This window comes from Tepidimonas fonticaldi, from assembly GCF_001675355.1.
Classification (GTDB): domain Bacteria; phylum Pseudomonadota; class Gammaproteobacteria; order Burkholderiales; family Burkholderiaceae_C; genus Tepidimonas; species Tepidimonas fonticaldi.
In genome coordinates, this window is record NZ_LZDH01000005.1 from 1 (window position 1) to 23,034 (window position 23,034).

21 protein-coding genes and 1 pseudogene are annotated in these 23,034 nt (G+C 65.4%); 3 read left to right on the forward strand and 19 right to left on the reverse strand.

Going from position 1 to position 23,034, the window contains the following annotated elements:
- The first annotated feature begins 145 nt into the window (after nucleotides 1-145).
- Together yihA and A9O67_RS00910 are read left to right on the forward strand one after the other, a co-directional pair.
- A complete protein-coding gene (yihA, locus tag A9O67_RS00905) occupies nucleotides 146-823 on the forward strand; it encodes a ribosome biogenesis GTP-binding protein YihA/YsxC (RefSeq protein ID WP_068606464.1) in 678 nt (225 codons plus the stop codon).
- Nucleotides 824-861: 38 nt separating this feature from the next.
- A complete protein-coding gene (locus A9O67_RS00910; RefSeq protein ID WP_068606466.1) occupies nucleotides 862-1,788 on the forward strand; it encodes an alpha/beta fold hydrolase in 927 nt (308 codons plus the stop codon).
- Here A9O67_RS00910 and A9O67_RS00915 read toward each other — a convergent pair.
- Together A9O67_RS00915 and A9O67_RS00920 are read right to left on the reverse strand one after the other, a co-directional pair.
- Nucleotides 1,768-2,625 carry a lysophospholipid acyltransferase family protein gene (locus A9O67_RS00915; RefSeq protein WP_068606548.1) on the reverse strand — a complete coding sequence of 286 codons (858 nt, stop codon included), beginning with the start codon at nucleotides 2,623-2,625 and terminating at the stop codon, nucleotides 1,768-1,770. The two genes, A9O67_RS00910 and A9O67_RS00915, sit on opposite strands and share 21 nt — an antisense overlap.
- On the reverse strand, nucleotides 2,622-3,557 hold the full coding sequence (locus tag A9O67_RS00920; protein WP_197484379.1) for an ATP-binding protein: 936 nt from the start codon (nucleotides 3,555-3,557) through the stop codon (nucleotides 2,622-2,624). Before A9O67_RS00920 ends, A9O67_RS00915 begins: the two co-directional genes overlap by 4 nt.
- A gap of 351 nt (nucleotides 3,558-3,908) precedes the next feature.
- Here A9O67_RS00920 and metK point away from each other — a divergent pair, with 351 nt between their 5' ends.
- Nucleotides 3,909-5,093 carry a methionine adenosyltransferase gene (gene metK, locus A9O67_RS00925; RefSeq protein WP_068606470.1) on the forward strand — a complete coding sequence of 395 codons (1,185 nt, stop codon included), beginning with the start codon at nucleotides 3,909-3,911 and terminating at the stop codon, nucleotides 5,091-5,093.
- A gap of 1 nt (nucleotide 5,094) precedes the next feature.
- On the opposite strand, the gene A9O67_RS00930 is transcribed toward metK, so the two are convergent.
- The 17 genes and pseudogenes from A9O67_RS00930 to galE all read right to left on the reverse strand — a co-directional run bounded on the left by A9O67_RS00930 (nucleotide 5,095) and on the right by galE (nucleotide 23,024).
- Nucleotides 5,095-7,191, reverse strand: coding sequence for a S8 family serine peptidase (locus tag A9O67_RS00930; protein ID WP_068606472.1), 2,097 nt, complete (start codon nucleotides 7,189-7,191; stop codon nucleotides 5,095-5,097).
- 38 nt (nucleotides 7,192-7,229) lie between these two features.
- Nucleotides 7,230-8,330, reverse strand: coding sequence for an MraY family glycosyltransferase (locus tag A9O67_RS00935; RefSeq protein WP_068606474.1), 1,101 nt, complete (start codon nucleotides 8,328-8,330; stop codon nucleotides 7,230-7,232).
- The gene (locus tag A9O67_RS00940) at nucleotides 8,330-9,604 is read right to left on the reverse strand and encodes a hypothetical protein (protein ID WP_068606476.1); all 1,275 of its coding nucleotides are present in this window, start codon (nucleotides 9,602-9,604) and stop codon (nucleotides 8,330-8,332) included. The genes A9O67_RS00935 and A9O67_RS00940 overlap by 1 nt, the downstream gene beginning before the upstream one ends.
- Before the next feature lie 32 nt (nucleotides 9,605-9,636).
- A complete protein-coding gene (locus A9O67_RS00945) occupies nucleotides 9,637-10,755 on the reverse strand; it encodes a glycosyltransferase family 4 protein (protein ID WP_197484380.1) in 1,119 nt (372 codons plus the stop codon).
- A 56-nt stretch (nucleotides 10,756-10,811) separates the two neighbouring features.
- Nucleotides 10,812-11,072: a hypothetical protein gene (locus tag A9O67_RS00950; RefSeq protein ID WP_068606478.1), complete on the reverse strand. Its 261-nt coding sequence runs from the start codon at nucleotides 11,070-11,072 to the stop codon at nucleotides 10,812-10,814.
- Entirely contained in the window at nucleotides 11,060-11,419 is a 360-nt protein-coding gene (locus A9O67_RS00955) for a nucleotidyltransferase family protein (protein ID WP_068606479.1), read from the reverse strand. Before A9O67_RS00955 ends, A9O67_RS00950 begins: the two co-directional genes overlap by 13 nt.
- Nucleotides 11,416-11,823, reverse strand: coding sequence for a nucleotidyltransferase substrate binding protein (locus tag A9O67_RS00960; RefSeq protein WP_068606481.1), 408 nt, complete (start codon nucleotides 11,821-11,823; stop codon nucleotides 11,416-11,418). Before A9O67_RS00960 ends, A9O67_RS00955 begins: the two co-directional genes overlap by 4 nt.
- Nucleotides 11,820-12,959, reverse strand: a complete 1,140-nt coding sequence (locus tag A9O67_RS00965) for a glycosyltransferase (RefSeq protein ID WP_068606483.1) — start codon at nucleotides 12,957-12,959, stop codon at nucleotides 11,820-11,822. The genes A9O67_RS00960 and A9O67_RS00965 overlap by 4 nt, the downstream gene beginning before the upstream one ends.
- The gene (locus A9O67_RS00970) at nucleotides 12,956-14,092 is read right to left on the reverse strand and encodes a glycosyltransferase (protein WP_068606485.1); all 1,137 of its coding nucleotides are present in this window, start codon (nucleotides 14,090-14,092) and stop codon (nucleotides 12,956-12,958) included. The genes A9O67_RS00965 and A9O67_RS00970 overlap by 4 nt, the downstream gene beginning before the upstream one ends.
- A 127-nt stretch (nucleotides 14,093-14,219) precedes the next feature.
- Complete coding sequence (locus A9O67_RS12785; RefSeq protein WP_197484382.1) at nucleotides 14,220-15,194, reverse strand: glycosyltransferase family 2 protein; 975 nt, start codon at nucleotides 15,192-15,194, stop codon at nucleotides 14,220-14,222.
- Nucleotides 15,195-15,196: 2 nt separating this feature from the next.
- Nucleotides 15,197-16,117 (reverse strand): glycosyltransferase, encoded by a 921-nt coding sequence (locus tag A9O67_RS12790; protein ID WP_082955248.1) that lies wholly within the window; start codon nucleotides 16,115-16,117, stop codon nucleotides 15,197-15,199.
- Entirely contained in the window at nucleotides 16,110-17,204 is a 1,095-nt protein-coding gene (glf, locus tag A9O67_RS12795; protein WP_082955249.1) for a UDP-galactopyranose mutase, read from the reverse strand. Before glf ends, A9O67_RS12790 begins: the two co-directional genes overlap by 8 nt.
- The gene (locus A9O67_RS00975; RefSeq protein ID WP_068606487.1) at nucleotides 17,201-18,484 is read right to left on the reverse strand and encodes an oligosaccharide flippase family protein; all 1,284 of its coding nucleotides are present in this window, start codon (nucleotides 18,482-18,484) and stop codon (nucleotides 17,201-17,203) included. The genes glf and A9O67_RS00975 overlap by 4 nt, the downstream gene beginning before the upstream one ends.
- A 128-nt stretch (nucleotides 18,485-18,612) precedes the next feature.
- Nucleotides 18,613-18,738, reverse strand: a pseudogene (locus A9O67_RS12800) (hypothetical protein); the annotation flags it as partial.
- A 16-nt stretch (nucleotides 18,739-18,754) separates the two neighbouring features.
- Nucleotides 18,755-20,362 carry a P-loop NTPase family protein gene (locus A9O67_RS00980; RefSeq protein ID WP_068606489.1) on the reverse strand — a complete coding sequence of 536 codons (1,608 nt, stop codon included), beginning with the start codon at nucleotides 20,360-20,362 and terminating at the stop codon, nucleotides 18,755-18,757.
- A complete protein-coding gene (locus tag A9O67_RS00985) occupies nucleotides 20,362-21,981 on the reverse strand; it encodes a P-loop NTPase family protein (protein WP_068606492.1) in 1,620 nt (539 codons plus the stop codon). Before A9O67_RS00985 ends, A9O67_RS00980 begins: the two co-directional genes overlap by 1 nt.
- Nucleotides 21,981-23,024: a UDP-glucose 4-epimerase GalE gene (galE, locus tag A9O67_RS00990; protein WP_197484383.1), complete on the reverse strand. Its 1,044-nt coding sequence runs from the start codon at nucleotides 23,022-23,024 to the stop codon at nucleotides 21,981-21,983. The genes A9O67_RS00985 and galE overlap by 1 nt, the downstream gene beginning before the upstream one ends.
- Between the last annotated feature and the right edge of the window lie 10 nt (nucleotides 23,025-23,034).

Below are 23,034 nucleotides of genomic sequence, written 5' to 3' on the forward strand. Positions count from 1 at the left end.
GGTGGCGGCGAGGGCGGCACCAATGAGCGTGACGATGGGTTTCATGGTGTGGTCGCTGTGTGGGCGCGTGAAAGTGCGGGCCGGGGCCGGCCCCGACGCATCGGAATAACCGCCAGATTCTACAATGGCCCCGAAACCGCCCTGTATGACGACGCCCACCCCCTCCCCCACGGCCACAACCACGGCAGCAGCCCAGGCGCGCGCCTGGCTGCACACGGCCCGCTTTCTGACCGAAGCGCCGCAACTGCAGCACCTGCCCCCCCTGGCCGCGCCCGAGATCGCTTTCGTCGGCCGCTCCAACGCCGGCAAATCCACCTGCATCAACACCCTCGCGCAGCAGCGGCAACTGGCCTTCGCATCCAAGATGCCGGGCCGCACGCAAAGCATCGTGCTGTTCGCCCTGGGCAAGCAGGGCGCCACCGACGCGGTGCTGGCGGACCTGCCCGGCTACGGCTACGCCGCCGTGCCCCAGGCCGCCAAGCGTCGCTGGCAGCAGGTCATGGCCAACTACCTGGTCAGCCGGCCCAATCTGCGCGCGGTGGTGATGCTGTGCGACGCGCGGCTGGGCCTGACGGAGCTGGACGAGGCGCTGCTGGACATCATCCGCCCGCGCGTCGAGCAGGGGCTGGACTTTTTGGTGCTGCTGACCAAGGCGGACAAGCTCTCGCGGCAGGAACAGGCCAAGGCGCTGTCGATTGCGCGACTGCAGACCGCCGGGGGCGATGCGATGCTGTTCTCCGCCCTCAAGCGCCAGGGCGTGGACGAGGTGGCCCTGCGGCTGTGGGACTGGTCGCATCCCGCGGCCGCGGCCTCGCCCACCTGATCCCCGGCGCGGCAGGGCCCACCCCGGAGCCCGCGCCCATGATCGAAACCTTCTCGCTCCCGCTGCCGCACGGCATCACCCTGAGCGTGCGCGCCGCCGGCCAGCCCGGCCGGCCCGTGCTGCTGTTTTTGCACGGCTTCCCGGAAGCCGCCTTCGTCTGGGACGAGGCGCTGGTGCGGTTTGCCGCGCCGGAGCACGGCGGCTGGCGCTGCATCGCGCCCCATCTGCGCGGCTACGAGCGCTCCAGCGCCCCGGCTGCGGCCCAGGCCTACCGGGCACGCCACCTGATGCAGGACATCGCCGCGCTGATCGACGCCGTCACCGCTGCGGGCCCCACCCCCGGCCGCGTCGCCGCGGTGATCGCCCACGACTGGGGTGGCGCCGTGGCGTGGAACCTGGCCGCGCTGCAACCGCAGCGGCTGCAACGGCTGATCATCCTGAACTCGCCCCATCCGGGTGCGTTCTGGCGCGACCTGCGCCGCTCCCCCGCGCAACAGGCCGCCAGCGCCTACATGAACTTTCTGGTCCGGCCCGACGCGGCGCAACGCCTGTCGGCCAACGGCTATGCCCGGCTGTGGGCGTTCTTTCGGGGCATGTCGGACACCTCGGCCTGGCTGACGCCAGCCCTGCAGGCGCAGTACGAGGCCGTGTGGGCGATGGGGCTGCAAGGCGGGCTGAACTACTACGTCGCCTCGCCGCTGCGCCCACCCACCGCGGACGACCTCGGCGCGGCGGGGGTGGAGCTGCCCGACGAGCTGCTGCGCGTGCGGGTGCCGACGCGGGTCATCTGGGGCCTGCAGGACCAGGCCCTGCTGCCCGGCCTGCTGGACGGGCTGAGCGACTGGGTGCCGGACCTGCACGTCGAACGGCTGCCGCAGGCCTCGCACTGGCTGCTGCACGAGCAGCCGGCGCAGGTGCTGGCGTTGATCGGCGGGTTTCTGCCCTCACCCGAGGGCGCGGGGTGATTCGCGGGGTGATTTGTAGCGCGCGTAGCCCCACAGGTACTGCTCGGGGCAGCGGCGGATCAGCAACTCCATCGCCCGGTTGATCTGGGCCGCCGCCTGCGCCGGGTCGGTGGCCAGTGGCTCGTCCATCGCCTGCGCCCACGGCTGCACATGCACCACATAGCCGCGGCCCCACGGCAGCCGTTGCCCCCACGCCAGCAGCACCTGCACCCCGGGCTGCTGCGCCAGCCGCGCCGCCAGCGTCATGGTGTACGCCGGCCGGCCAAAAAACGGCGCCCACACGCCCAGCCCCTGCGGCGGCACCTGATCGGGCAGCAGGCCCACGGCCTCGCCACGGCGCAGGGCCTGCATGAGCTGCCGCACCCCGGCCAGCGTCGTGGGTGCCGCGGCCATGCCCGGGCGCTGCCGCGCCTGTTGCAGCAGTGCATCCAACGCCGCGTGGCGTGACGGCCGGTACAGCACGGTGATCGGCGCGGCGTGCGGCACGCCAAACCGCTCGGCATAGGCGCGCGGCGTGACCTCGAAGCACCCCAGGTGCGGCGTCAGAAACAGCACGCCGCGCCGCTGGGCCAGCGCCGCCTCGATGTGCGCCGCCCCCTCCCAACCGACGGGCACGGGCGGCCCAAACCACAGGCGCGGCAGCTCCGCCACCTGCTGCCCGGCCGCCCCGATCGACGCCCAGCGCGCCCGTCCACTCAAGCCGGCCTGCCGGGTGTGCGCCCGCCACCGGCGTCGGTAGGTGGGCGACGCCAACCACACCCCCCAGCCCGCGCACCAGCCCAGGACGTGCAGGGCCAGGAGGGGCCAGCGGGATAGCACCGCGAACCAGACCCTCACGGCACCACCCCCCACAGGCTGGACAGCGGCACGGCCCACAGGCCATCCCCCATGGGCAGGGTTTCGGCCCCGTCATAAAGCAGCACGCCCATCCGAAACCGCTCCCCTGCCACCGTCCGCAGCTTGGTCAAGCCGCGCCAATCCCGCTCGCCCACGGTCGCCGCCGCCTTCACCTCCACGCCCACGACGTGGCCGGCGGCATCCTCGATCACCACATCCACTTCGACCTTGTCCGCGTCCCGGTAATACAGCAGCCGGTATTGCCCCTGCGCCACGCTGGCCAGCTTGAGCAATTCGGCAAAGACAAAGGTTTCCAGCACATGTCCGTAAGGGATCCGGTCCCGCTGCGCCGCTTCCGGGGTCAGGTCCAGCAGCGCGGCCAGCAGGCCCGCGTCCGTGAACTGGAGCTTCGGCGTCTTGACGATCCGGCTCAGGCCATTGCGCGACCAGACATCCACCCGCCGCAGGAGGTAGAGTTGCTCGAACACACCCAGGTAACGGGCCGCCGTCTTGCCATCAAGGCCCACCTCCGCGCCCAGGCGGGTGTGGTTGCACATTTGCCCCGCCATCTGCGCCAGCGCCCGCAAAAAGCGGGGCAGCTGGTCCAGCTTGTCGATGCTGGCCACCTCGCGCACGTCGCGCTGCAGGATGGCCTGCAAATACTGCCGCGCCCATGCCGCGCGCCGGCGCGGTGTGACACGCGCCACCGCTTCCGGATACCCACCCCGCAGCACGCGCTCGGTCAAGTCCGCCCCCAGCGCCAGCCGGTCGGCCCGCAGCAGGCGACCGGCAAACACCTGGTCGATCCAGTTGTCGGTACGTCGCTCAATCTCCCCCTGCGCCAGCGGCAGCAGATGCAGGGTCTCCATACGGCCGGCGAGCGAATCCGCCACCGTGGGCAGCGCCATCAGGTTGGCAGACCCTGTCAGCACGAACCGGCTAGCAGCACCACCGGCGTGTCTTGCATGGCCTCGATCAGGCGCGGCTCTACCCAACGAGGGTACAAAGCGGGCGGAAACATCGGGCGATGATATCGTAAAGATCGGATTGAATGGCCGAAAATTCCGGAATCGATGCGCATGGATTCCGGAGATTGCACCCGGCCCTCTACCCCCATACCCCGCCCGGATTCCCCGGCGCAGGCCGGCTTCGGCTACACTTCGCCCCATCGCCGAGTTACCGAACTACTTGCGGGCGATTCACAAATGCCGCTAAAGCGTTCGCCAACACGCCCGTTTGGGGCCGGCGAAACGCCGGCAACCCATCGACAGGAGTGTATAGCCATGGCGAACGACTTCCTCTTCACCAGCGAATCGGTGTCCGAAGGCCACCCGGACAAGGTGGCCGACCAGATCTCGGACGCCATCCTGGATGCGATTTTCGAGCAGGACCCGCGCAGCCGCGTGGCGGCCGAGACGCTGTGCAACACGGGGCTCGTCGTGCTGGCCGGCGAGATCACCACCAACGCGCACGTGGACTACATCCAGGTCGCGCGCGACACCATCAAGCGCATCGGCTACGACAACACCGAGTACGGCATCGACTACAAGGGCTGCGCCGTGCTCGTGGCCTACGACAAGCAGAGCAACGACATCGCCCAGGGCGTTGACCACGCGTCCGATGACTATCTCAACACGGGCGCCGGCGACCAGGGACTGATGTTCGGATATGCCTGCGACGAAACGCCCGAACTGATGCCGGCGCCGATCTACTACGCGCACCGCATCGTCGAGCGCCAGGCGCAGCTGCGCAAGGACGGCCGCCTGCCCTTCTTGCGGCCCGACGCCAAAAGCCAAATCACCATGCGCTACGTGGACGGGCGCCCGCACAGCATCGACACCGTGGTGCTGTCCAGCCAACACAGCCCCGAGATGAGCGACGGCAAACACATGAAGCCCGCCTTCATCGAGGCGTGCATCGAAGAAATCATCAAACCGGTGCTGCCCAAGGAGTGGCTGCACAACACCCGCTACCTCATCAACCCCACCGGGCGCTTCGTCATCGGCGGCCCGCAGGGCGACTGCGGCCTCACCGGTCGCAAAATCATCGTCGACACCTACGGCGGCGCCTGCCCGCACGGCGGCGGCGCCTTCAGCGGCAAGGACCCGACCAAGGTCGACCGCTCCGCCGCCTACGCCGCGCGCTATGTGGCCAAGAACATCGTCGCCGCGGGGCTGGCGCGCCAGTGCCAGATCCAGGTCAGCTACGCCATCGGCGTGGCGCGGCCGATCAACGTCACCGTCTACACCGAGGGCACGGGCGTCATCCCGGACGAGCAGATCGCTCGCATTGTCAACGAGGTGTTCGACCTGCGGCCCAAGGGCATCATCCAGATGCTGGACCTGCTGCGCCCGATCTACGGCAAGACCGCCGCCTACGGCCACTTCGGCCGCGACGAGCCGGAGTTCACCTGGGAGCGCACGGACAAGGTGGCGGTGTTGCGGGATTTGGCGGGGGTGCGGGGCTGAATCAGAACGGGCGCTGATAGCGAACCGCCCATTCGGCGCCCGCCCCTCCCGCGGCCACCCCCGCGGCGGCGGAGACCGTTGCCCCCTTGCCCAACGGCGCCCACCAGACCGCTTCCAGGCGCCACGGGGCCGCAGCGGCCCCACCGCGCAGGGGCAGGGTCAGCGGCGCAAAACGCGGCTGGCCCGTCGCCCAGTCCACCCCGGTGGGCAGGTTCACGGTCGCCTGCCCCCGCCGCAGCGACAGCGGCTGGCTCACGGCCAGCACCAAGCGGTCATACGGCAATCCAACATTCCGGGCCTGCCACCCCAAAGCCACGCTCTGCAGCGCCATCCGCGCGCTGCCTTGCCAAGCGGGCAGGGTCTGCTGGGCGCGCGTCGCACTCCAGGCTGCCATCCACTCGCCGGCTGCCGTCTGGCGGGACAGTGCGGCACCCCACTGGGTCGTTCGGCCCTGGCCATCGGCCCACCACCGGCGGTCCGATGCCGTGGCATGCGCGGCCAGACACCACAGCCCGCCGTGGTACGCCAACGCCAACTGCCGATCCACCTGTGCCCCGCCCAGGGCCGCGCTGCTGGAAACCTGCGCCAGCGACCACGCCCACGGCCCCGTGCGGTAGCGCCCCTCCACCCCACGGGCGCTGGGGTCCTGTGTCAGACCGCCGTGGGCCACCTGGGCCCAACCCGGCAGATACCGAGCCAACGACGCCTCGTCGCCTTCGGCCAACGGTGGGCCGCCCTGCCACCATGCCAAAGACCATGCCCCCGCCCCGGCGCGCCATCCGCCCTGCCAGCGCGGCCGGCCCTGTGCATCCACCTGCCACGCTCCGGTCACCTGCAGTCCATTGGACTCGCCGCTCGCCGCGGCGGATAGCGCTCCCAGCGGCAAACTCAAGCCCGCCCGGCGGTCGGCAGACGCCACCAACCGCCCCAAAGGCACGGCAAAATGGCGGCGGTAGCGGTCGAACACCATCACCGGCACATCCTGCGCCTGCAAGGCGCGCGCCAACGCCCCGTCAGCCACCAACGCGGCGGGTTGCCACCCCCCGTCCCCGCGGGGCAGCAGCGTCCCCCCCACGGGCTCGAGGGCGGCTTCCAAATCCAACAGCCCCCGCCCGTACACCTCATCAGGGCCCGGTGCGCCCAAATCGCGCGCCGTGTCCAACAGAATACCCGCCACCTCGGGTGCTTTCAGATACAGCCACAAGCCCCACACCGTCGCAGCCGCCCCCGCCACGATCGGCGTGGAAAAGCTGGTTCCGCTGGCATAGGCCAGCCCCTGCGCCGACGGCGGCAACAATGTCGGGGGCACCGTGGTCAACAAATCGACACCCGGCGCCACCAAGTAGTGCTCACGTGCCGGGCCGGCGCGGTTGCTCCACTCCGGCATGGCCCCCGTCGCGTCCACCGCCCCGACCGCGATCACATGGCCGCCGGCCTGCGGCGCGTATGCCGCCGGCCAGTCGGGCGACGGCCTGCCATCGTTACCCGCCGCGGCAATCAACAGCACGCCCTGCCGGCGCACGGTGTCCACGATGTCCGCCAACGGGGCCGAGGGGGCCGCTGCGGCCAGGCTCAAGTTCACGATGCGGGGTACCGCCTGCCCGGTGGGAGTGGCCACCGGTTGCTCGAGCACGGTGCGCACCGCGCGGCTCACCGTTCTGGGGTCGGTGCCGCTCGGCATGTTGGGAGAAGTCACCCGGACGGGCAGAACCAGCGACTGCGGCGCCACCCCGACCATGGACGGCCACCGGTCCGATCCGCGCGCGGCCACCAAACCCGCCACTGCCGTACCGTGACCATCCAGGTCGATACGGCCGTCCCCCGCATACCCCGGCGCGGTGTCACCCGTGACATCCACGCCCGGCAACACGGCCCCCGACAGCAGGGGGTGGCCTCCCACCCCGCCATCCACCACGGCCACCACCACGCCCTGCCCCTGGGCACCCACCGCATGGGCATAGCGGTAGCCGGTCAAATCCAACGCGGGGTTGGCGTCATAGGACGGCCCGCTGGGCAACACGACCGGCGGGTAAGCATAGCCATCGTCCGGCTGCGTCAAAGCACTGCTGCCCCCGCCGCCGCACGCGGCGAGCGCCATCGCCAAGCCACACAGGCCAACCCAAACCCGCCACCGCGTCATGTCTTATCCCCCACCCGTCGGCGCAACCACCCCGGCACGCGAAAGCGAACCAGCCGCGCATAGACCCACACATAGGCCACCACAAAGCCCAACGCGCTGGCCACCAGCCACCTTTCGTCGTGCCAGAACAGCACGGCCGGCACGATGCCCAGGGACGCCAACCCCCACAGGTAAGGCGAGGTCGCCGAATTGCGCGCCGTCACGTCGCGCGCCGCCTCGTGACCGGCCGCCCAGCGCACCAGCCGCCGATAGACCAGCATGTGCAGGTGCAGCCCGTCGGGCACGCCCGGCGACATCCCGCGCAAGAAGCGCTTGCGGTAGATGGAAAACAGCGTCTCGGTGATCGGGTAGGCGCACACCAGCAGGCAAAACCACGGCGACAGCTGCGGGTGCCGCACCACCAGCAGCACCGCCACCTCCGCGAGCAGAAAGCCCACCAGATACGCCCCGCCATCCCCCAGAAAGATCAGCCCGCGCGGGTAGTTCCAGACGAAAAACCCCGCCAGCGCCCCGATCATCGCCAAGCACACCTGAACGATGAAGCTATCGCCCAAGACCCACGCCACGTAGCCGAAGGCCATGAACATCAACATGGACGTCGCCGCCGCCAGGCCGTTGAAGCCGTCGATGATGTTGACCGCGTTGGCCACCCCGGCCACGGCCACCAGCGTCACCGCCCAGGCCAACAGCGGCCACAGCGCCAAGAGCGCATCCACCCCGGGCACCCCCAGCCGCGGCAGCACCGCCCCCAGGCCCCACGCCCCCACGGCCGCCGCGGCCATCGTGGCCAGCAGCCGCGCCGCCACGCCCACGCGCTTGGTCACGTCCTCTGCGAGTCCCGCGCCAAAAGCTGGCAGCGCGGCGATGAGTAACCATGCCATCTCGACGCCAATCAAGCCACGCCAAGCGCTCCAGCCAAGCGCCCCCCCCAACCCCGCGATGATCCCCAGCCCGCCAATGCGGGGGATGGCGCCGCGATGAAATTTCTGTACGCCATCGATGACGTCCGAACTCAAATGCACATGCCAATGATTGGATCGAATGATGGCCATTACCACGATGAACGACAGCAACCACGCCACAACCAACGTCTGCATCAAACCCCCTGTGCGCTACGGGTAGCGGTCAGCCTGTTCGACCAACCCAAAGCCGCGATCAGAATCAACAACATCAAGAAAGGAAAACGATAGCGGTACAGCGCCCCGACATTGGGCGAAGAATAGACATAGAACAAAATACCCCCTATACCGATCACACTGAGCGCCGCCACACCCCATGTATTGGTGACCGGCCGAAACGCCCATATCAAACCCATCAACAGAACATAAAACCCCAGCATTTCAACGCCACCCAAAAGCCGCTTGACCTGCCCCCCAGGAGACGAGGCCTCCCCAAGCCAATGGGTCGGGAAAGGCGCCAGCAAGCCAATCTGCAATGCCCTTGGCAAATAACGGACCGCTTCACCATAGTTGGTCAAAAGGCGATCGTGGTCGATGTTCGCAGCTTGACCCGGGTGGTGCCGGATGAAGTGGTGCCGGTAGCAAAAAATGGCGGCCGCTGCTCCACCGATTGCGGGTATCGTGACCTCCGGCTGCCACGTCGCGCAGGCAGGCGCAGCAGGCGCAGCAGGCGCAGCAGGCGCAGTGAGTTTTTCAGCGGTGCCATAGGTTCCCATCATGACCGTCAAGACCAAGACGGGTCCGGCAGCCGCAGCCCAACGTCGGACCGCGGCAGCGGAAATGGCCGCGCCAATCCCGATCAAGAAACCCGTCATCAGCAGCAGTTGCGCTTGGTAAGGCCGTACCCACCATACGAGCAACACCCCTGCGACGGATGCCATCGCGGCATGGAACCAAAAGCGGGCCTTAGGCGTTTTGTCCGTCAACACCATGACCCACCCCCATGCAATCAGCAGCACGCCGGGCAACGACAGAATGTCTTTGTGAATTTGCCCGAAAATCAATAGCGAAGAGGGAACAACAAAAGGCAGCACCACCAGCCAGAGCAGGCGTTCGTTTACACCGATGCGCCTGGCGACATCCACGGCCGCCCAGATGGCAACTCCGTATAGCAAGCCCTGTAGCGGCAAAAGCACCCAAGGCTCAGAAAGTCCGGTAACCGCATAAACGGCCGCCGCCATACTCGCGGGCGCCTGCCCTTCGAAACGCAGCTCCCAGGCACTCCAGCCCGCGTTTTCGATGGCGGCGGCCAGTCGCAAAGCCTGCTCCTGAAATTGAATCCAGTCGCCCCCGGCCAGCAAACCATGGCCGGCATGCCATGGCGTGGCGGGGATGACCCAGATTTGCAGCACCAATCCCGTCAGCAGGACCCACAACCAGCCCCCGATGATGAGGGTCTTGTTCTCAAACAACCTTCGCACGAAACACGCCTCCCTGTTTCTTGTCACCCCAAACCCATCGTTTTCAGCAGGATGGCATTCGCCTGCCGCACGTCAAATCGCTCTTCGGCGAGCCGCCGGCTCTCCTGCCCCATGCGCTCCACCAGCTCCGGCTCCTCGATGAAGCGCAGCATCGCGCGCTGCAGCGCCTCCACGTCCCGCGGCGGCACCAGAAAGCCGTTTACGCCTTCCACCACCGTCTCGCGGCACCCCGGGGCATCGGTGGTGATGACGGGCCGGCCCATCGCCATCGCCTCCTGCGTGCTGCGCGGCACGCCTTCCCGGTACGACGAGGGCAACACGAACACGCTGGTCTGCGCCAGCCACGGCTTGACGTCCACCGCGCCGGGCCACTCCACCGTGCCGTTGTCCAGCCATGGCCGCAGGTCGGCCTCCCGCAGGCCACCGGGATTGTCGTCCAACGGGCCGAGCACCCAGAAGCGTGTCGCCGGATGCCGCGCCTTGACCCGCCGCGCCGCCTGCAGAAACTCCAGCACGCCCTTCTCTCGCAACAGGCGCGCCACCAGCGTGAAGGTCATCGGATGCGTGTGCGGCGGGTGCATGGGCCAGTCCTCGAGGGGCACGCCGATGCCCCCCAACAGCACCGTCTTCGACCCTGTCAGACCACACTCGCGCTGCAGGTCACGCGCGTCGTCCGGGTTCAGCACCACCACGCGGTGCGCGGCGGCAAAGGCCATGCGATACAGCGTCGTCAGCACGGCACCGATGAGGCGCTGTTTGGGTGTCCGCCGACCCTCTGCCCCATCGGTAAAGGCGTAGCCCAACCCCTCCACCATTGCCACCCGCCGCGGCACGCCCGCCACAGCCGCCGCCAGCATGCCCCACACATTCGTTTTGGCGGCATAGGTGAACACCGCTTGCGGACGCTCGCGGCGCAGATGGCGCAGAAGCGCCATGAAGGTTCGCAGATCCTGCACCGGGTTCAAGCCCGTGCGCGCCAAGGGGAATGATGCTGCCCTTACGCCCATCGCCTGCAGGCGCTGTCGCTGCGCTGCCGTCCAGTCCGGCGCCAGCACCTCCACGCGCCAGCCCGCCGCCACCAGGTCCGCCAACAGCGGGGCGCGGAAATTGAGCGTGGCCTGCGCCGCGTGTCCAATCAGCACGATATGGCCCTGGCCAGCGCTGGCAGGCCCGGCGTAGCACGTGGCTTTTGACGAATTCAACGCACTCCCTCCCCAGCATGCCGGCGCCATGCCTCCCACATCAATACATCCCACAAATGGTATTGCCAGTTGCGCCGGCCGTATAGGCGCTCCTCTCGCAGCCGGTGCCCCAGCGCCAGCCCCGCGGCCTCATCCACCCACACCCTGGCATCGTCCGGCCCGCGGTGCGTCAGCGTGTCGGCCATGCGCCGCACGGTGGCCGCCGCTTCGTCGGGTGGGCAGCCCTCGGGGTGCCAGAAGCCGGTCAGGCCGCACATGGGCCGCTCTCCTGACCAGATGGTTCGGCGGGGTTCGTCCGCTCGTAGAGCACCTGCCCCACCCGCTCGATGTGTTCGCGCAGCGCCGCGTGATCGACCGCCGCCAGCCAGCACAGGTCCACCTGGTACGGAATCGACGACTCTTCGAAGCGGCGATGCAAACGCGCGAGCGCATCCACATCCAAGCCCGCGCCGACCAAGGCCACATCAATGTCCGAGCCCGCGCGATGCGTGCCCTTGGCGCGTGACCCAAAAAGAATCGCTTTCTCGACCCTGGGCTCCTGCGCCAAAATGGCACGAACCCTGGCCAACACCGTGTCCGACAACCCCCAGGACGCCCCGCTCATGCCAGCTCCGACATGCGGCGCTGCAGCTCGACAAACGCCGGGTGATACCGTTCCAGCACCGATTGCGCCACCGCCTGGGCTAAAGACTCGTTGTACGTGTGACTGGAAAGATTGCGCTTGTCGATCATGTCCAGCCACAGCTCCCCATCCTCGATGAGGCCACGCTTGAACGCCTCGCGCACCGTGCTGCGTGAACCGACCAAACCCTGGATGCCCTCGTATTCGAGGTAATCCTTGAGCACGTTCCAGGCCAGCTCGTGCGTGAACTCGAAGCCCTGGATCAATCCCTGCCGCTCCAGCTCCGACAACGGGCGGGCCCGCGCAAGCTCGACGGCGGAGGTCAGCTGGCGCAAAGCGCGCGTGTAATTGTCCAACCGCTGCTTCCAGCGGACGTCCCTATTCATGGCATCTTTCTCCAGTCCCGCGCTTCCAGCCAGACGGTGCGGTAGCGCTGCACCATCGCGCTGACGGCAAACTGCTGCTCGATGCGCGCACGGCAGTCCGCCTGCCGCCGCGCCCACGCGGCGCGATCGGCCCAAGCCGCCAGTGCCGCTTCGATGGCGGCGGCCAACGCCGCCGGATCGCGTGGCGGCACCACCCAGCCCGTCTGGCCGACGATCTGTGCCGCATCGCCCACGTCCGTGGTCACGCAAGGGGTTGCGCACGCCATCGCTTCGGCCAGCACGTTGGGGAAAGCCTCCGCGGATGAGGACAGCACATGAACGTCCAGCGCGTTCATCACCGCCGGGATGTCGGTCATCGGCCCCAGCAGCCGCACCCAGTCATCCAGGCCCTGGGCGGCCAGGCCTGCCCCGAGCTGGGCGTTGCCTTCATCCACCCCGGTGCCAATCAACACGGCCCGAAACGCGACCCCGCGCTGGCGCAATGCGCCGAGGGCGGCCAGCAGATTGGCGTGGTCTTTTTGCGGATCGAAGCGGGCCACCATGCCGATCAGGGGCACGCCCTCTGGCATCCCCCAGGCGGCCCGCTGGCGCAGGCGCGCCTGCGCATCCGGCCGAAAGCGCGTCAGGTCGTAACCGTTGGGGATGACCACCATGCGCGCTGCGTCGTAGCCCAGCACCGCGTGCACCCGCACCGCCGCTTCAGCGCACGCCACGATGCGCGCCGGCACCCGGCGTGAAAGCCCGGCGCAAGCGCGCGCGACCCACATCGTGGCGCGGCTGGAGCGGCCCGGCTCCAGCGTGGTGTGGTGGATGCCCCACACCACTGGCACCCCGGCCAGCCGCCCCACCACGCCGCCCAAAAGGTCGGCGTGGTACATCCAGGTCTGGATGACGTCCGGCCGCGCCTGCCGCACCGCGTGCCACAGGCCGCGCACGCCGGCCCACGTCAGCCGCCCGCGTGGCATGTCGAGTACCGTCACCGTCACCCCCGCGTCCGCAAGCAGCGGGCCGTATTTGCCAAGCCCCGTCAGGCTCACGACATGGTGCTCATCCTGCGGATCGTGGCTGATGAGCCGGTACAGCACCGCCTCGGCGCCCCCGTCGGACAGGCTGGTGATGACATGCAACACCCTCATGCCGCGCGCTCTCCCTGTGGATAGGGGGGCAACCCCAGCACCCGCAGGTACGCGTCGATGGCTCGCGCCTGGTCGAAATCCCGCGCGCGCATCCGCACGTCTGGCAGCGCCTGGCGTGGTGTGGTCAGCACCTCCTCCATCGCCTGCGCCAGCGCCAACGCATCGCCCACCGGCACCAGCCGCCCCCAGCGGCCTCCTTCCAGAATCTCGCGCGGGCCGCTGGGGCAATCGGTGCTGACCACGGGCACGCCGCAGGCCATGGCTTCAACGAGCACGCCGGGCAACCCCTCCCAGCGCGACGACAGCACAAAGAGCGCCGCGCGCGCCAGATACGCAAACGGGTTGCGCACGAACCCCGGCATCTGCACCTCATCGGGCCCAAGCCCCAGCGACTGCGCCAGCGCTTCGAGCTCGGGGCGCAGTTCACCTTCGCCCAAGATCATCAGCCGAGCACGATGACGTCCACGCATGGCCGCAAAGGCACGCAGCAGGGTCGGAAAATCCTTCTGCTCCGTCAGGCGCCCAATCGCCACCACCACCGGCCGCGATTCGCCAGCCTGCAGCCACGGGTGCGGCGGTGCCTCTGCCGCCAGCCGCTCGATGCGATCGAGGTCGAACGGGTTGTAGATCGCCTGCACACTGCCCGCGGGGAGATGGGCGAAGCGTTCCAGATCCTGCGCCGCGTCGCGAGACACCGCCACGACGGCGTCGGCCTTGGGGTACAGCTTTGGAACCAGGGCATACACCGCACGTGCAGCCAGCCCTTGAGCCCGAGCGACTTCAGTGCTGAGGTTTATGTGCTCGGACACCACCAAACGACACGGCACCCGGGCGAGTCTGTGTGCCAGCACCGCGACCACATTGGCATGGTTCATCGCCGATAGCAGCGCCACCGGCCGTTCACGCCGCAGGTAGCGCGCCAACGGCCACAGGGCCTTGATGACCCGGCCCGCCGCGAGATCGACAATGCGCACCTGGGGCGACACATCTTGCAGATACGGCCCCTGCGCTGCCGCCAGCACGAGATCAACCCGGTAGCCGCGCGCAGCAAAGCCGTTGGCCAGCGTCACCATGACCCGCTCGGCACCACCGCCGTGGAGGGAGGGCAAGAAGACTGCGATGCGTCCGCTCATACAGTTAAGTCGTCGGCAGCCCAGAGTACGGGATGACTCCCTGACACGCCTGGAAGATGCACCACGCACAGCGGCGTCCATACCCCAGCTTCGCAGCAACGACGAGTCCTATCGACCTTGCCCATTTTCACGCCAGCCACGCCGGAAACCGGCCGCGAAGCCCCAGCTTCATGCGCAACTGCCACTTTGCCCAGCGTGCCCAGTTCTTGACATCAATTGTTGCAAGCGCGGGCACTACCTCCGTTTGCTCCATTCCTTGCTGCAAGCGACGCATCAGTTCCATCGCCCGCGAACGGAAAACCACCCCAGAAAAATCCATCCAGTTAACCATTTTCTGATGGCGATATCTTCGCCAAACACCGGGCTCTCTCAAAAGAGCATTAGCTGCCGCATCTCGCTCGCGCCACAACTCCAAAAAATCATCGACGTGACGCTCGCTCACCGAGTGCATGATCGAGCCTGGCCGGGCGATATATCGGTATGTATATCCTTCAACACCCCTAACCCTTCCTCGACATGATCGGAAAACCCGAAGGTTGAAAATTTGATCCTCACCGTAATTGATTCGGGGGCGATCTAGTCCCGCGCCGACGAGTACACTTTTTCGATAGAGCTTGTTGCAGCACGAATATAGACCGCTCGCATGGGTCCCTGTAAGCAGTTCGATGGCGGCGCGCGTGCTCAGCATGTCCCCTCTTTGAGGACCATAACGGCGCTCTACTCCCATCACATCGACCGCAGCAATACCCGTCACCACGACATCGACATCCTCCCCCGTTCCGGCCCACAGCACCTCGAAGTGATCGGGCGTCAGCTCATCGTCCGCATCCATGAATGTGACCCACTGTCCTCGTGACTGCGCGATGCCGGACAACCGGGCAAGGTAAAGTCCCCGGTTGTCTTGCTTGTGGATACGAAGGCGTGGCTCGACGTCCAGCCACCGGCGCAGCCGCTCAGCGGTGCCATCGGTGCTGCCGTCGTCAACGGCAACGATCTCGAAGTCCGTGAATGTCTGCGCGCGCAGGCTTTCGAGCGCGCGGTCGACGTAGGCTTCGACATTATAGCAGGGCAGCACCAAAGATAATTTAATGCATCCACTCATATTCATATTGGAAAAGGCTTATCGAACAAACCATCTATGAAACCTCTAATTGCGGCCTTTAACCGATTTTTGCTTGCAGCAAATACGAGAAACTTCAAAATGATTGGGATTAGAATTCTCATGGCTTTAATGCTCGCATAAAACGCAGCGAAAAATATATTTATGCCATTAATAATTTTTTTGGCTCGCAAAGTTTTATACAACCAGAAAATGTTTCTGATTAGATAATACACCTTCCAGTCCGAAACGATCGCCGGAGCCGGAAGAAGCCGTTTTACCAGGGCACTGGATGTATAAAGCACTGGAAAACGGGTAGATGCCAAGAATCCATATAAAGTGTCGTCTTCATGTATAAAAAATTTCTCTAGATTGAATGGCATGTCTTGCAACACCTTTCTCGAGATAAGTGAGCCTTCAAAACAGGCCACATTAGTCGAAACAAGGTAATCTACAGCCTCGAATTCGATATTGGTAAAGACCTTACGATAGCGAAGCGGATCAAAGTGCTGATGCCATCTTACTCGTCGCCCGTCAGGGTCGACCCTGGTTGGATGAATAATGCAATCCCTGCATGCATCAGCAAGCAAGCGCTCCAAGCAGTCATGAGTCGGTTCGACATCATCATCCAAAAGCCAAACCCAATTGGGCTGATATTTATTTAACGCCTGCTTAATGCCTACGGAAAACCCACCGGCTCCCCCGATGTTGATGCTCGTGCGCTGATAATCGACCAAGTCATCACAAATAATCCCTCTATTTTTCAGTAACTCAGCAGTTCCATCGGTGCTTGCGTTGTCTATGATGAGTATTTTTTTTAATTTATGCGTTTGATTTTTTAATGCGGATAGGCATTTGATAAGCAGGTCCTTTCTGTTGTATGTAACAACCACGGCGATAACGTTAGCCATACCGTGCTCAGTCATTTGCTATCTCTCCTGCCGCATTGAGCGCGGCCCCTACCACCTGATCCATATTGTAATATCGATACTGCGCAAGCCTTCCTACGAAAGTAACATCTTGCCGTGCTTGCGCAAGCTCCTCGTAGCGCTTGAATAGCAATTCATTCTCCGGCCGAGGGACGGGATAGTAAGGCTCGCCCTCGTCGCAAGGAAATTCACGCACGATCGACGTCCCCCTATGTATTTGACCGGTCAGATGTTTGAACTCGGTGATTCGGGTGTACGCGTGGTCGTTTGGATAATTAACAGTCCCAACACTCTGATACCACTCGGTGTCGGGTAAATGCTGGTGCTCGAAGCGGAGACTCCGATACGGCAAGCGCCCATAGCAGTAGTCAAAAAACGCATCAATAGGGCCTGTGTACACGGTGTGAATGGTTTGCACGTAGCCGCGTACAGCGAAGTAGTCGGTATTCAACTGTACCGTGATGTTTGGATGGTCCAACATACGCCGGAACATGGCCGTGTAGCCATCTCGTGGCATGAACTGGTACGTGTCAGTGAAGTAGCGGTCGTCCTCGTTGGTACGTGTAGGGATGCGCGCCGCGACGCCAGCAGAGAGTTCGGATAAATCGAGTCCCCATTGCTTGCGCGTGTAACCACGGAAGAACTTGTCGCACAAATCGCGGCCCACGCTATTGAGGACGACATCTTCACTGGTGCGGATGGGGTCACGTGGCTCGCGGACGCGCTCTAACCATGCGGCAACACCGGCTTCGTCGAGATTCAAGCCGTAGAGACGATTGATCGTCGTGCGGTTGATCGGAATCGGCAATAGCTGACCATCCACACTGGCCAACACTCGATGTTCATAGAAGCGCCAGTCTGTAAAACGCGAAAGCCACTCGATGATTCGCTTAGCGTTGGTATGAAAAATGTGCGGGCCATAAGGATGGATGAGTACGCCCTGGTCGTCGTAAGTATCGTAGGCGTTACCGCCGATATGATTACGCTTGTCAATGACGAGCACTTTCCGACCCGCTTCCGCCAACACTCGGGCACAGACGGAGCCAGCAAAACCGGCTCCAACGATGAGTACGTCTGTTTTCATGACTTTGTAGTGAGAGTGGCCCATCGGTCGGCTTGGAAGTACCCAAGCCGCCATAGCACGATTGCCATCAAAACCGTTACCCAAATCTCTACGATGAGCATGGTTTGCGCGGCACCAACGGCATGAAAATGGGATGCCATGGGAACGATGAGGCCCAGGCTTGCCGCTGCCGCCGATAGCAAGACGGTGTTGAATGCGCGGTTGAGTCCATGCGGCAGCATGATCTGTACGCCCAGAATGTTGGATAGTCCGATCACCAACGGTAAAGGCGCCAACCAGCGCAGCACGTCGGCTGCGGGCAAAAACTCCTCGCCCCCCAACAAAAGAATCAACCAATCAGCGAGCAGCCACAGCGCAGCGCTTGCTGAACCAGCCACCAACAGAACGGCGAATGCGCTGCCGCGAACAAGCGTGTAGGCAGCGTGTCCATTGGTGCTGACCAAATGGCTCATGCGAGGAAACAGCGCCTGAGAGAGTGGTGTGAGCACGCCTTGGGCCGCGCTGCGCAGCTTGTCTGCCAAGTTGAAATAAGCCAATGCCACAGGGCCAGCTATCCAGCCCAAAACGAGCGGAACCAAAGTGGTGTAAAGGCTGATGGCGGCACGAGAGCCAAAGAGCGCGCCACCTTCGCGCAAGGCCCCCAAGGTGTCTGACCAGCTCGGCAGTTGCCAATGGATCAAGGATTGACGCCGCATCCAATACAGTGACAGGACTCCGCCAAGAACGCCGGCACCGCCCTGGATGAGCAACAGCCAGACAGCGTCTTGCGGCTGCTGAATAACGAGAAAAATTGGCACCAAGGCTAGGGCGCGGGGAAGCAGCTGAAGGATCGCAACGACCTGCAGTCTCTCCAGACCCTGCAGGAACCAGATGGGAAACAGCGCAGTGCCGATGACGGTGCTGAAGGCGGCGGCATACAAGGCAGCATCGGGGCGCAGCCGCTCGGCCAGAAGCACCACGATTGCGACCGTAAGCGCCGCCATAACCACGAGTAGCCATTGTGCTGCCCAGGTGGCAGCAAAGATTCGGCTCAGCGCCACGCGGTCTGTGCGCTGCGCAGCGACTTTGCGTGTGGCACTCCACGAAAAGCCATAGTCCACCAACAGCACAAAGTAGGCCGTGGCGACCTGCGCAAACGCGACTTTGCCGTAAGCCTCGGCCCCCAGAACACGGGTGAGATACGGTAGGGTAATCAGCGGCAGCACATAGTTGCTAACCTGGACCAACCCCATCGCCGCGATGTTGTGCCGCAGGCGCGGCTGGGCTTGCGTTGTATTCATTGCGCAGAAGTGAAAAATCCCAACGCATTCCCACACGACCGTTGCCACAAGCATTTCGCGTGCCAGCCCAGCCTCCGCTGTGCCTTGGTGGGGACATCCCAACAGACGGCCGCGTTCTCGGAGAGATGCTCAGCAATGCGTCGGGCCTTGATGTCAACGCCGGTGACCGGAAAGTGTTTGCCAAATTCAACCGCCAGCGGCAGCCCGACGTAGCCCAAACCAATGACGGCGATCGGTTGTCCAATCAAATTCATGAAAATCTCTCCCTTTCTACATCCCCCACACACCGATCATTCGTCCCCCCGCGAGCGCACAGTAGCGAAAAGTTTTATCATCCCCGGCGCGCTCGGCCCGGCGGTCGAAGACGATGAGGTGCGCCTCTTCCGCCCCGCATTGGTCGGCGTAAGCCGCAGTCTGCTGCAGGCCCTCCTCGATCGTCGCCTGCAGGCTTTTGTGCAGGATTTTCAGTTCAAGGACGACGCGCTGCACCGGACCGAGAAAACCCTGGGCTTCATCGAGCGGCCATTCCAGAAAGAGGTCCGTCCTTCGGCGCCCCAGCCCATACTCGCGGCTGATGCGCCCACCGCCATTGACGATGCGCTGCAGGAAGGCCTGCAAGAGCAGCTGCGGCCCGGCTTCTTTGTATTGGAAGCGCTCGATCCAGGCGTCGGCGTTTTCGCGGAAGAACTGCTGGAAGGCCGCAAGAAGCTTGTCGAGGTCGAGCCGGCGGTCTTGCGGGCGGACGTACCAGGCTTGCTGCTGCGGCAGCATGTATTGGGTGCTGAAGGTGAGCTCGCGCGGGATGACTTCGCGGTAGATGCGGTTGCTGATCTCAGCCGAAGGCCAACGCTGGATGAGGCCCAGATCTTCGACGTATTGCAGGTCGTCGCTGGGCAGGTCTTGCACGGCTTCGTCGCCCCCCGCCAGCAGGCGGCTGATGACGGCGTGCACGCGCGGCTCCCTGAGCTTGTCGGTGAGCTGGTCCAGGTGCGTGGCGCGGCTCTGGATCAGCCGCTCGCGCGCGGCCTTGTAGCGCTCCAGCGTCACCGGCAGAGCACGGTTTTTGCGCAGCTCCTTGTCCTTCCAGGTGCACTCGTGCCCCAGCGCATTGACAAGCCACGGCTGGCCGCGGGTGTCTTCCCACAGCTCCGGCCAGATGGCAGGGTCAAACGTCTGGCCGGTGGCTTGCGAGTGCTGCAGCCACAGCGCCCGCGTCTCCTCTTCGCTGAAGTTGCCCAGCCGCAAGGATTCGGCCTTGATGTTGAAGGCGCTGCCACCCGTGATGATCTCGCCCCCACCCGAGTGGATGCGGTAGTCGCGCACGTCGCGCACGCCGCACAGCACGACGATCTGCGGAAACGCCCCCGGGCGCTGCGCGTAGCCGGCACGGATCTGGCGCAGGAGGGAAATCAGCGTGTCGCCCACGAGGGCATCGACTTCGTCCAAGAGCAGCACGGCGGGACGAGTGGGATTCATCTGGCTCCAGTGCCGTAGCAATGCCGTGAGCCGGTCGCGTGCTTCGATGGCTTCGCCTTCGCGGCGATACCACTCGTAAAGCGCACGCTCGCCCGTGCTGTCCTCGATCGAGCGCGCGATGGCGTGGCAGGCGGCGCCGATGCCGGCCTCGACGTTGCCGCGGGCGGCTTGCGCCCCCTCGATGTTGGCGTAGGCGCAGCGGTAGCGGCCTTGGGTATTCAGATACTGCATCAGCGCCAACAGCGCCGTGGTCTTGCCGGTCTGGCGCGGGGCATGCAGGACGAAGTAGCGCTGCGCGTCGATGAGGCCCAGCACTTCCTCCAGGTCGATGCGGGCGAGCGGATCGAGCACGTAGTGCAGATCTGCCTTGCTCGGGCCGGCGGTGTTGAATTGCTTTTCCATCACATCCCCCACACGCCGAGGGTACGCGTGCCCACCGTTTCGCTGCGGTGGAAGATCTTGTCGTCCCAGCTGATGTCCGGCCGGCGGTCGAAGACGATGAGGTGCGCTTCCTGCGCACCGCACTGCTCGGCGTAAGCCGCGGTTTGCTCGAGACCCTCCTTGATCGTGGCCTCCAGGCTCTTGTAGAGGATCTTGAGCTCCAGCACCACGCGCTGCACCGGGCCAAGGAAGCCTTGCGCTTCATCCAAGGGCCACTCAAGCAAGAGGTCGGTTCTTCGCCGTCCCAGCCCATACTCGCGGCTGATGCGCCCGCCGCCGTTGACGATGCGCTGCAGGAAGGCCTGCAAGAGCAGCTGCGGCCCGGCTTCTTTGTATTGGAAGCGCTCGAGCCAGGCGTCGACATTTTCCCGAAAGAACTGCTGGAAGGCCGAGAGGAGCTTGGGGATGTCCAGCCGCCGGTCTTGCGCGCGGACGTACCAGGCTTGCTCGTGAGTGATGCGGGTTTGCGTGGTGTAGGTGAGCTCGCGCGGGATGACCTCGCGGTAGATGCGGTTGGCGATCTTCCACTGCGGGCGGGACTGGATGAGGCCCAGGTCTTCGACGTATTGCAGGTCGTCCAGCGGCACTTGGTCGAGCAAGGCATCAGCGTCGCGGTCGTCGGCGGCCAGAATGGCGGCCATGACGGCGTGCACGCGCGGCTCTCTGAGCTTGTCGGTGAGCTGATCCAGGTGCGTGGCGCGACTTTGGATCAGGCGTTCGCGCGCGGCCTTGTAGCGCTCCAGCGTCACCGGCTCAGTTCGGTTCTTGCGCAGCTCTTTGTCCTTCCAGGTGCATTCATGCCCCAGGGCATTGACCAGCCACGGCTGGCCGCGGGTGTCTTCCCACAGCTCCGGCCAGATGGCGGGGTCAAACGTCTGGCCGGTGGCTTCGGTGTGCTGCAGCCAGAGGGCCCGCGTTTCGTCTTCGCTGAAGTTGCCCAGCCGCAGCGATTCGGCCTTGATGTTGAAGGCGCTGCCGCCCGTGATGATCTCACCGCCGCCGCTGTGGATGCGGTAGTCGCGCACGTCGCGCACGCCGCACAGCACCACGGTCTGCGGAAACGCCGCCGGGCGCTGGGTGTAGCCGGCGCGGATCTGGCGCAACAGGGAAATGAGCGTGTCGCCGACCAAGGCGTCGACTTCGTCCAAGAGCAGTACGGTGGGACGAGTGGGATTCATCTGGCTCCAGCGCTCCAGCAGCGTGCGCACCCAGTCGTTGACCCCCACGGTGCCCAGCAGCTCCAGGGCCATCTGGGCGGCGGCCTCGTCTTGCCAGTAGTGGCGCGCCGCGCTGGCCAGCGCGCGCACGATGGCGGCCATGCCTTCCGCGACGTTGCCACGCGCGGCCTGGGCGGTCTCGATGTTGGCATACAGCGTCCGGTAGCGCCCCTGACGGTTGAGATACTCCATCAGCGCCAGCAGCGCCGTGGTCTTGCCGGTCTGCCGCGGGGCATGCAGCACGAAGTAGCGCTTGGCCTCGATCAGGCTCAGCACCTCATCGAGGTCGATGCGGTGCAAGGGATCCAGCAGGTAGTGGTCCCCGGGAATCGACGGGCCGGCGGTGTTGAATTGCCGCTCCATCACGCCGCCTCCTGCGACGCGGCCGCGGGCTCGGCTGCACCGCTTTGCGCCACGTAGGCCCACGCCGAGGCGCACATCGCCTCCACTCCGCGCGTGGCGCGCCAGTCGAGTACACGATGCGCCTTCGACGGGTCGGCCCAGCAGGCGGCCACGTCGCCGGGGCGGCGCGCGGCGATGCGGTACGGCACGGGCCGGCCGCTGGCCTCTTCGAAGGCGCGCACCATCTCCAGGACACTCGTGCCACGGCCGGTGCCGAGGTTGAAGACGTCACAGGGCTGGTCGGTGCGATCCAGGTGATCCAGCGCCGCGCGGTGCCCTTCGGCCAGGTCCATCACGTGGATGTAGTCGCGCACGCCGGTGCCGTCGGGCGTGGGGTAGTCGTCGCCCCAGACGTTGAGCTGCGGCAGCCGCCCGGCGGCCACGCGCGCGATGTAGGGCATGAGGTTGTTCGGGATGCCGCTCGGGTCTTCGCCGATCAGGGCACTGTCGTGCGCGCCGACGGGGTTGAAGTAGCGCAGGATGGCGATGCGCCAAGTGGCGTCGCTAGCCGCCAGGTCCCGCAGCATCTCCTCGATGTGCAGCTTGGTGCTGCCGTAGGGGTTGGTGGCGCCGGTGGGGTGCGCCTCGTCCAGCGGCAGGTACTGCGGCTGGCCGTACACGGTCGCGCTGCTGGAGAAGACGAGCTGGCGTACGCCCTCCTCGGCCATCGCGCGCAGCAGGCTGACAGTGCCCGTGACGTTGTTGTGGAAATAGGCCAACGGCTGCGCCACCGACTCGCCCACGGCCTTGAGGCCCGCGAAGTGGATGACGGCATCCACGTCGTAGTGGCGCAGCACCCGCCACACGCGCACGGTGTGGAGCACGTCGGCCACCTCCAGCGCCGGGCGCTGGCCGGTGATGCGGCCGATGCGCTCGGCCACGGCCGCGTCGCTGTTGCTGAGGTTGTCCAGCAGCACGACGCGATGGCCGGCCTGCTGCAGCACCACGGCGGTGTGGCTGCCGATGTAGCCGGTGTCGCCGGTCAGGAGGATATTGGCACTCAAACCATTGCCC

Excerpts from the sequence above, each read along its gene's own strand:
- A9O67_RS00970 (WP_068606485.1), bottom strand. The coding sequence starts at position 14,092 with ATGAGCGGACGCATCGCAGTCTTCTTGCCCTCCCTCCACGGCGGTGGT.
- A9O67_RS00930 (WP_068606472.1), bottom strand. The coding sequence starts at position 7,191 with ATGGCGCTCGCCGCGTGCGGCGGCGGGGGCAGCAGTGCTTTGACGCAG.
- A9O67_RS12790 (WP_082955248.1), bottom strand. The coding sequence starts at position 16,117 with ATGACTGAGCACGGTATGGCTAACGTTATCGCCGTGGTTGTTACATAC.
- A9O67_RS00985 (WP_068606492.1), bottom strand. The coding sequence starts at position 21,981 with ATGGAGCGGCAATTCAACACCGCCGGCCCGTCGATTCCCGGGGACCAC.
- A9O67_RS00965 (WP_068606483.1), bottom strand. The coding sequence starts at position 12,959 with ATGAGGGTGTTGCATGTCATCACCAGCCTGTCCGACGGGGGCGCCGAG.
- yihA (WP_068606464.1), top strand. The coding sequence starts at position 146 with ATGACGACGCCCACCCCCTCCCCCACGGCCACAACCACGGCAGCAGCC.
- A9O67_RS12785 (WP_197484382.1), bottom strand. The coding sequence starts at position 15,194 with ATGAGTGGATGCATTAAATTATCTTTGGTGCTGCCCTGCTATAATGTC.
- A9O67_RS00910 (WP_068606466.1), top strand. The coding sequence starts at position 862 with ATGATCGAAACCTTCTCGCTCCCGCTGCCGCACGGCATCACCCTGAGC.
- metK (WP_068606470.1), top strand. The coding sequence starts at position 3,909 with ATGGCGAACGACTTCCTCTTCACCAGCGAATCGGTGTCCGAAGGCCAC.
- A9O67_RS00960 (WP_068606481.1), bottom strand. The coding sequence starts at position 11,823 with ATGAATAGGGACGTCCGCTGGAAGCAGCGGTTGGACAATTACACGCGC.
- A9O67_RS00975 (WP_068606487.1), bottom strand. The coding sequence starts at position 18,484 with ATGAATACAACGCAAGCCCAGCCGCGCCTGCGGCACAACATCGCGGCG.
- A9O67_RS00935 (WP_068606474.1), bottom strand. The coding sequence starts at position 8,330 with ATGCAGACGTTGGTTGTGGCGTGGTTGCTGTCGTTCATCGTGGTAATG.
- glf (WP_082955249.1), bottom strand. The coding sequence starts at position 17,204 with ATGAAAACAGACGTACTCATCGTTGGAGCCGGTTTTGCTGGCTCCGTC.
- A9O67_RS00980 (WP_068606489.1), bottom strand. The coding sequence starts at position 20,362 with ATGGAAAAGCAATTCAACACCGCCGGCCCGAGCAAGGCAGATCTGCAC.
- A9O67_RS00950 (WP_068606478.1), bottom strand. The coding sequence starts at position 11,072 with ATGTGCGGCCTGACCGGCTTCTGGCACCCCGAGGGCTGCCCACCCGAC.
- A9O67_RS00955 (WP_068606479.1), bottom strand. The coding sequence starts at position 11,419 with ATGAGCGGGGCGTCCTGGGGGTTGTCGGACACGGTGTTGGCCAGGGTT.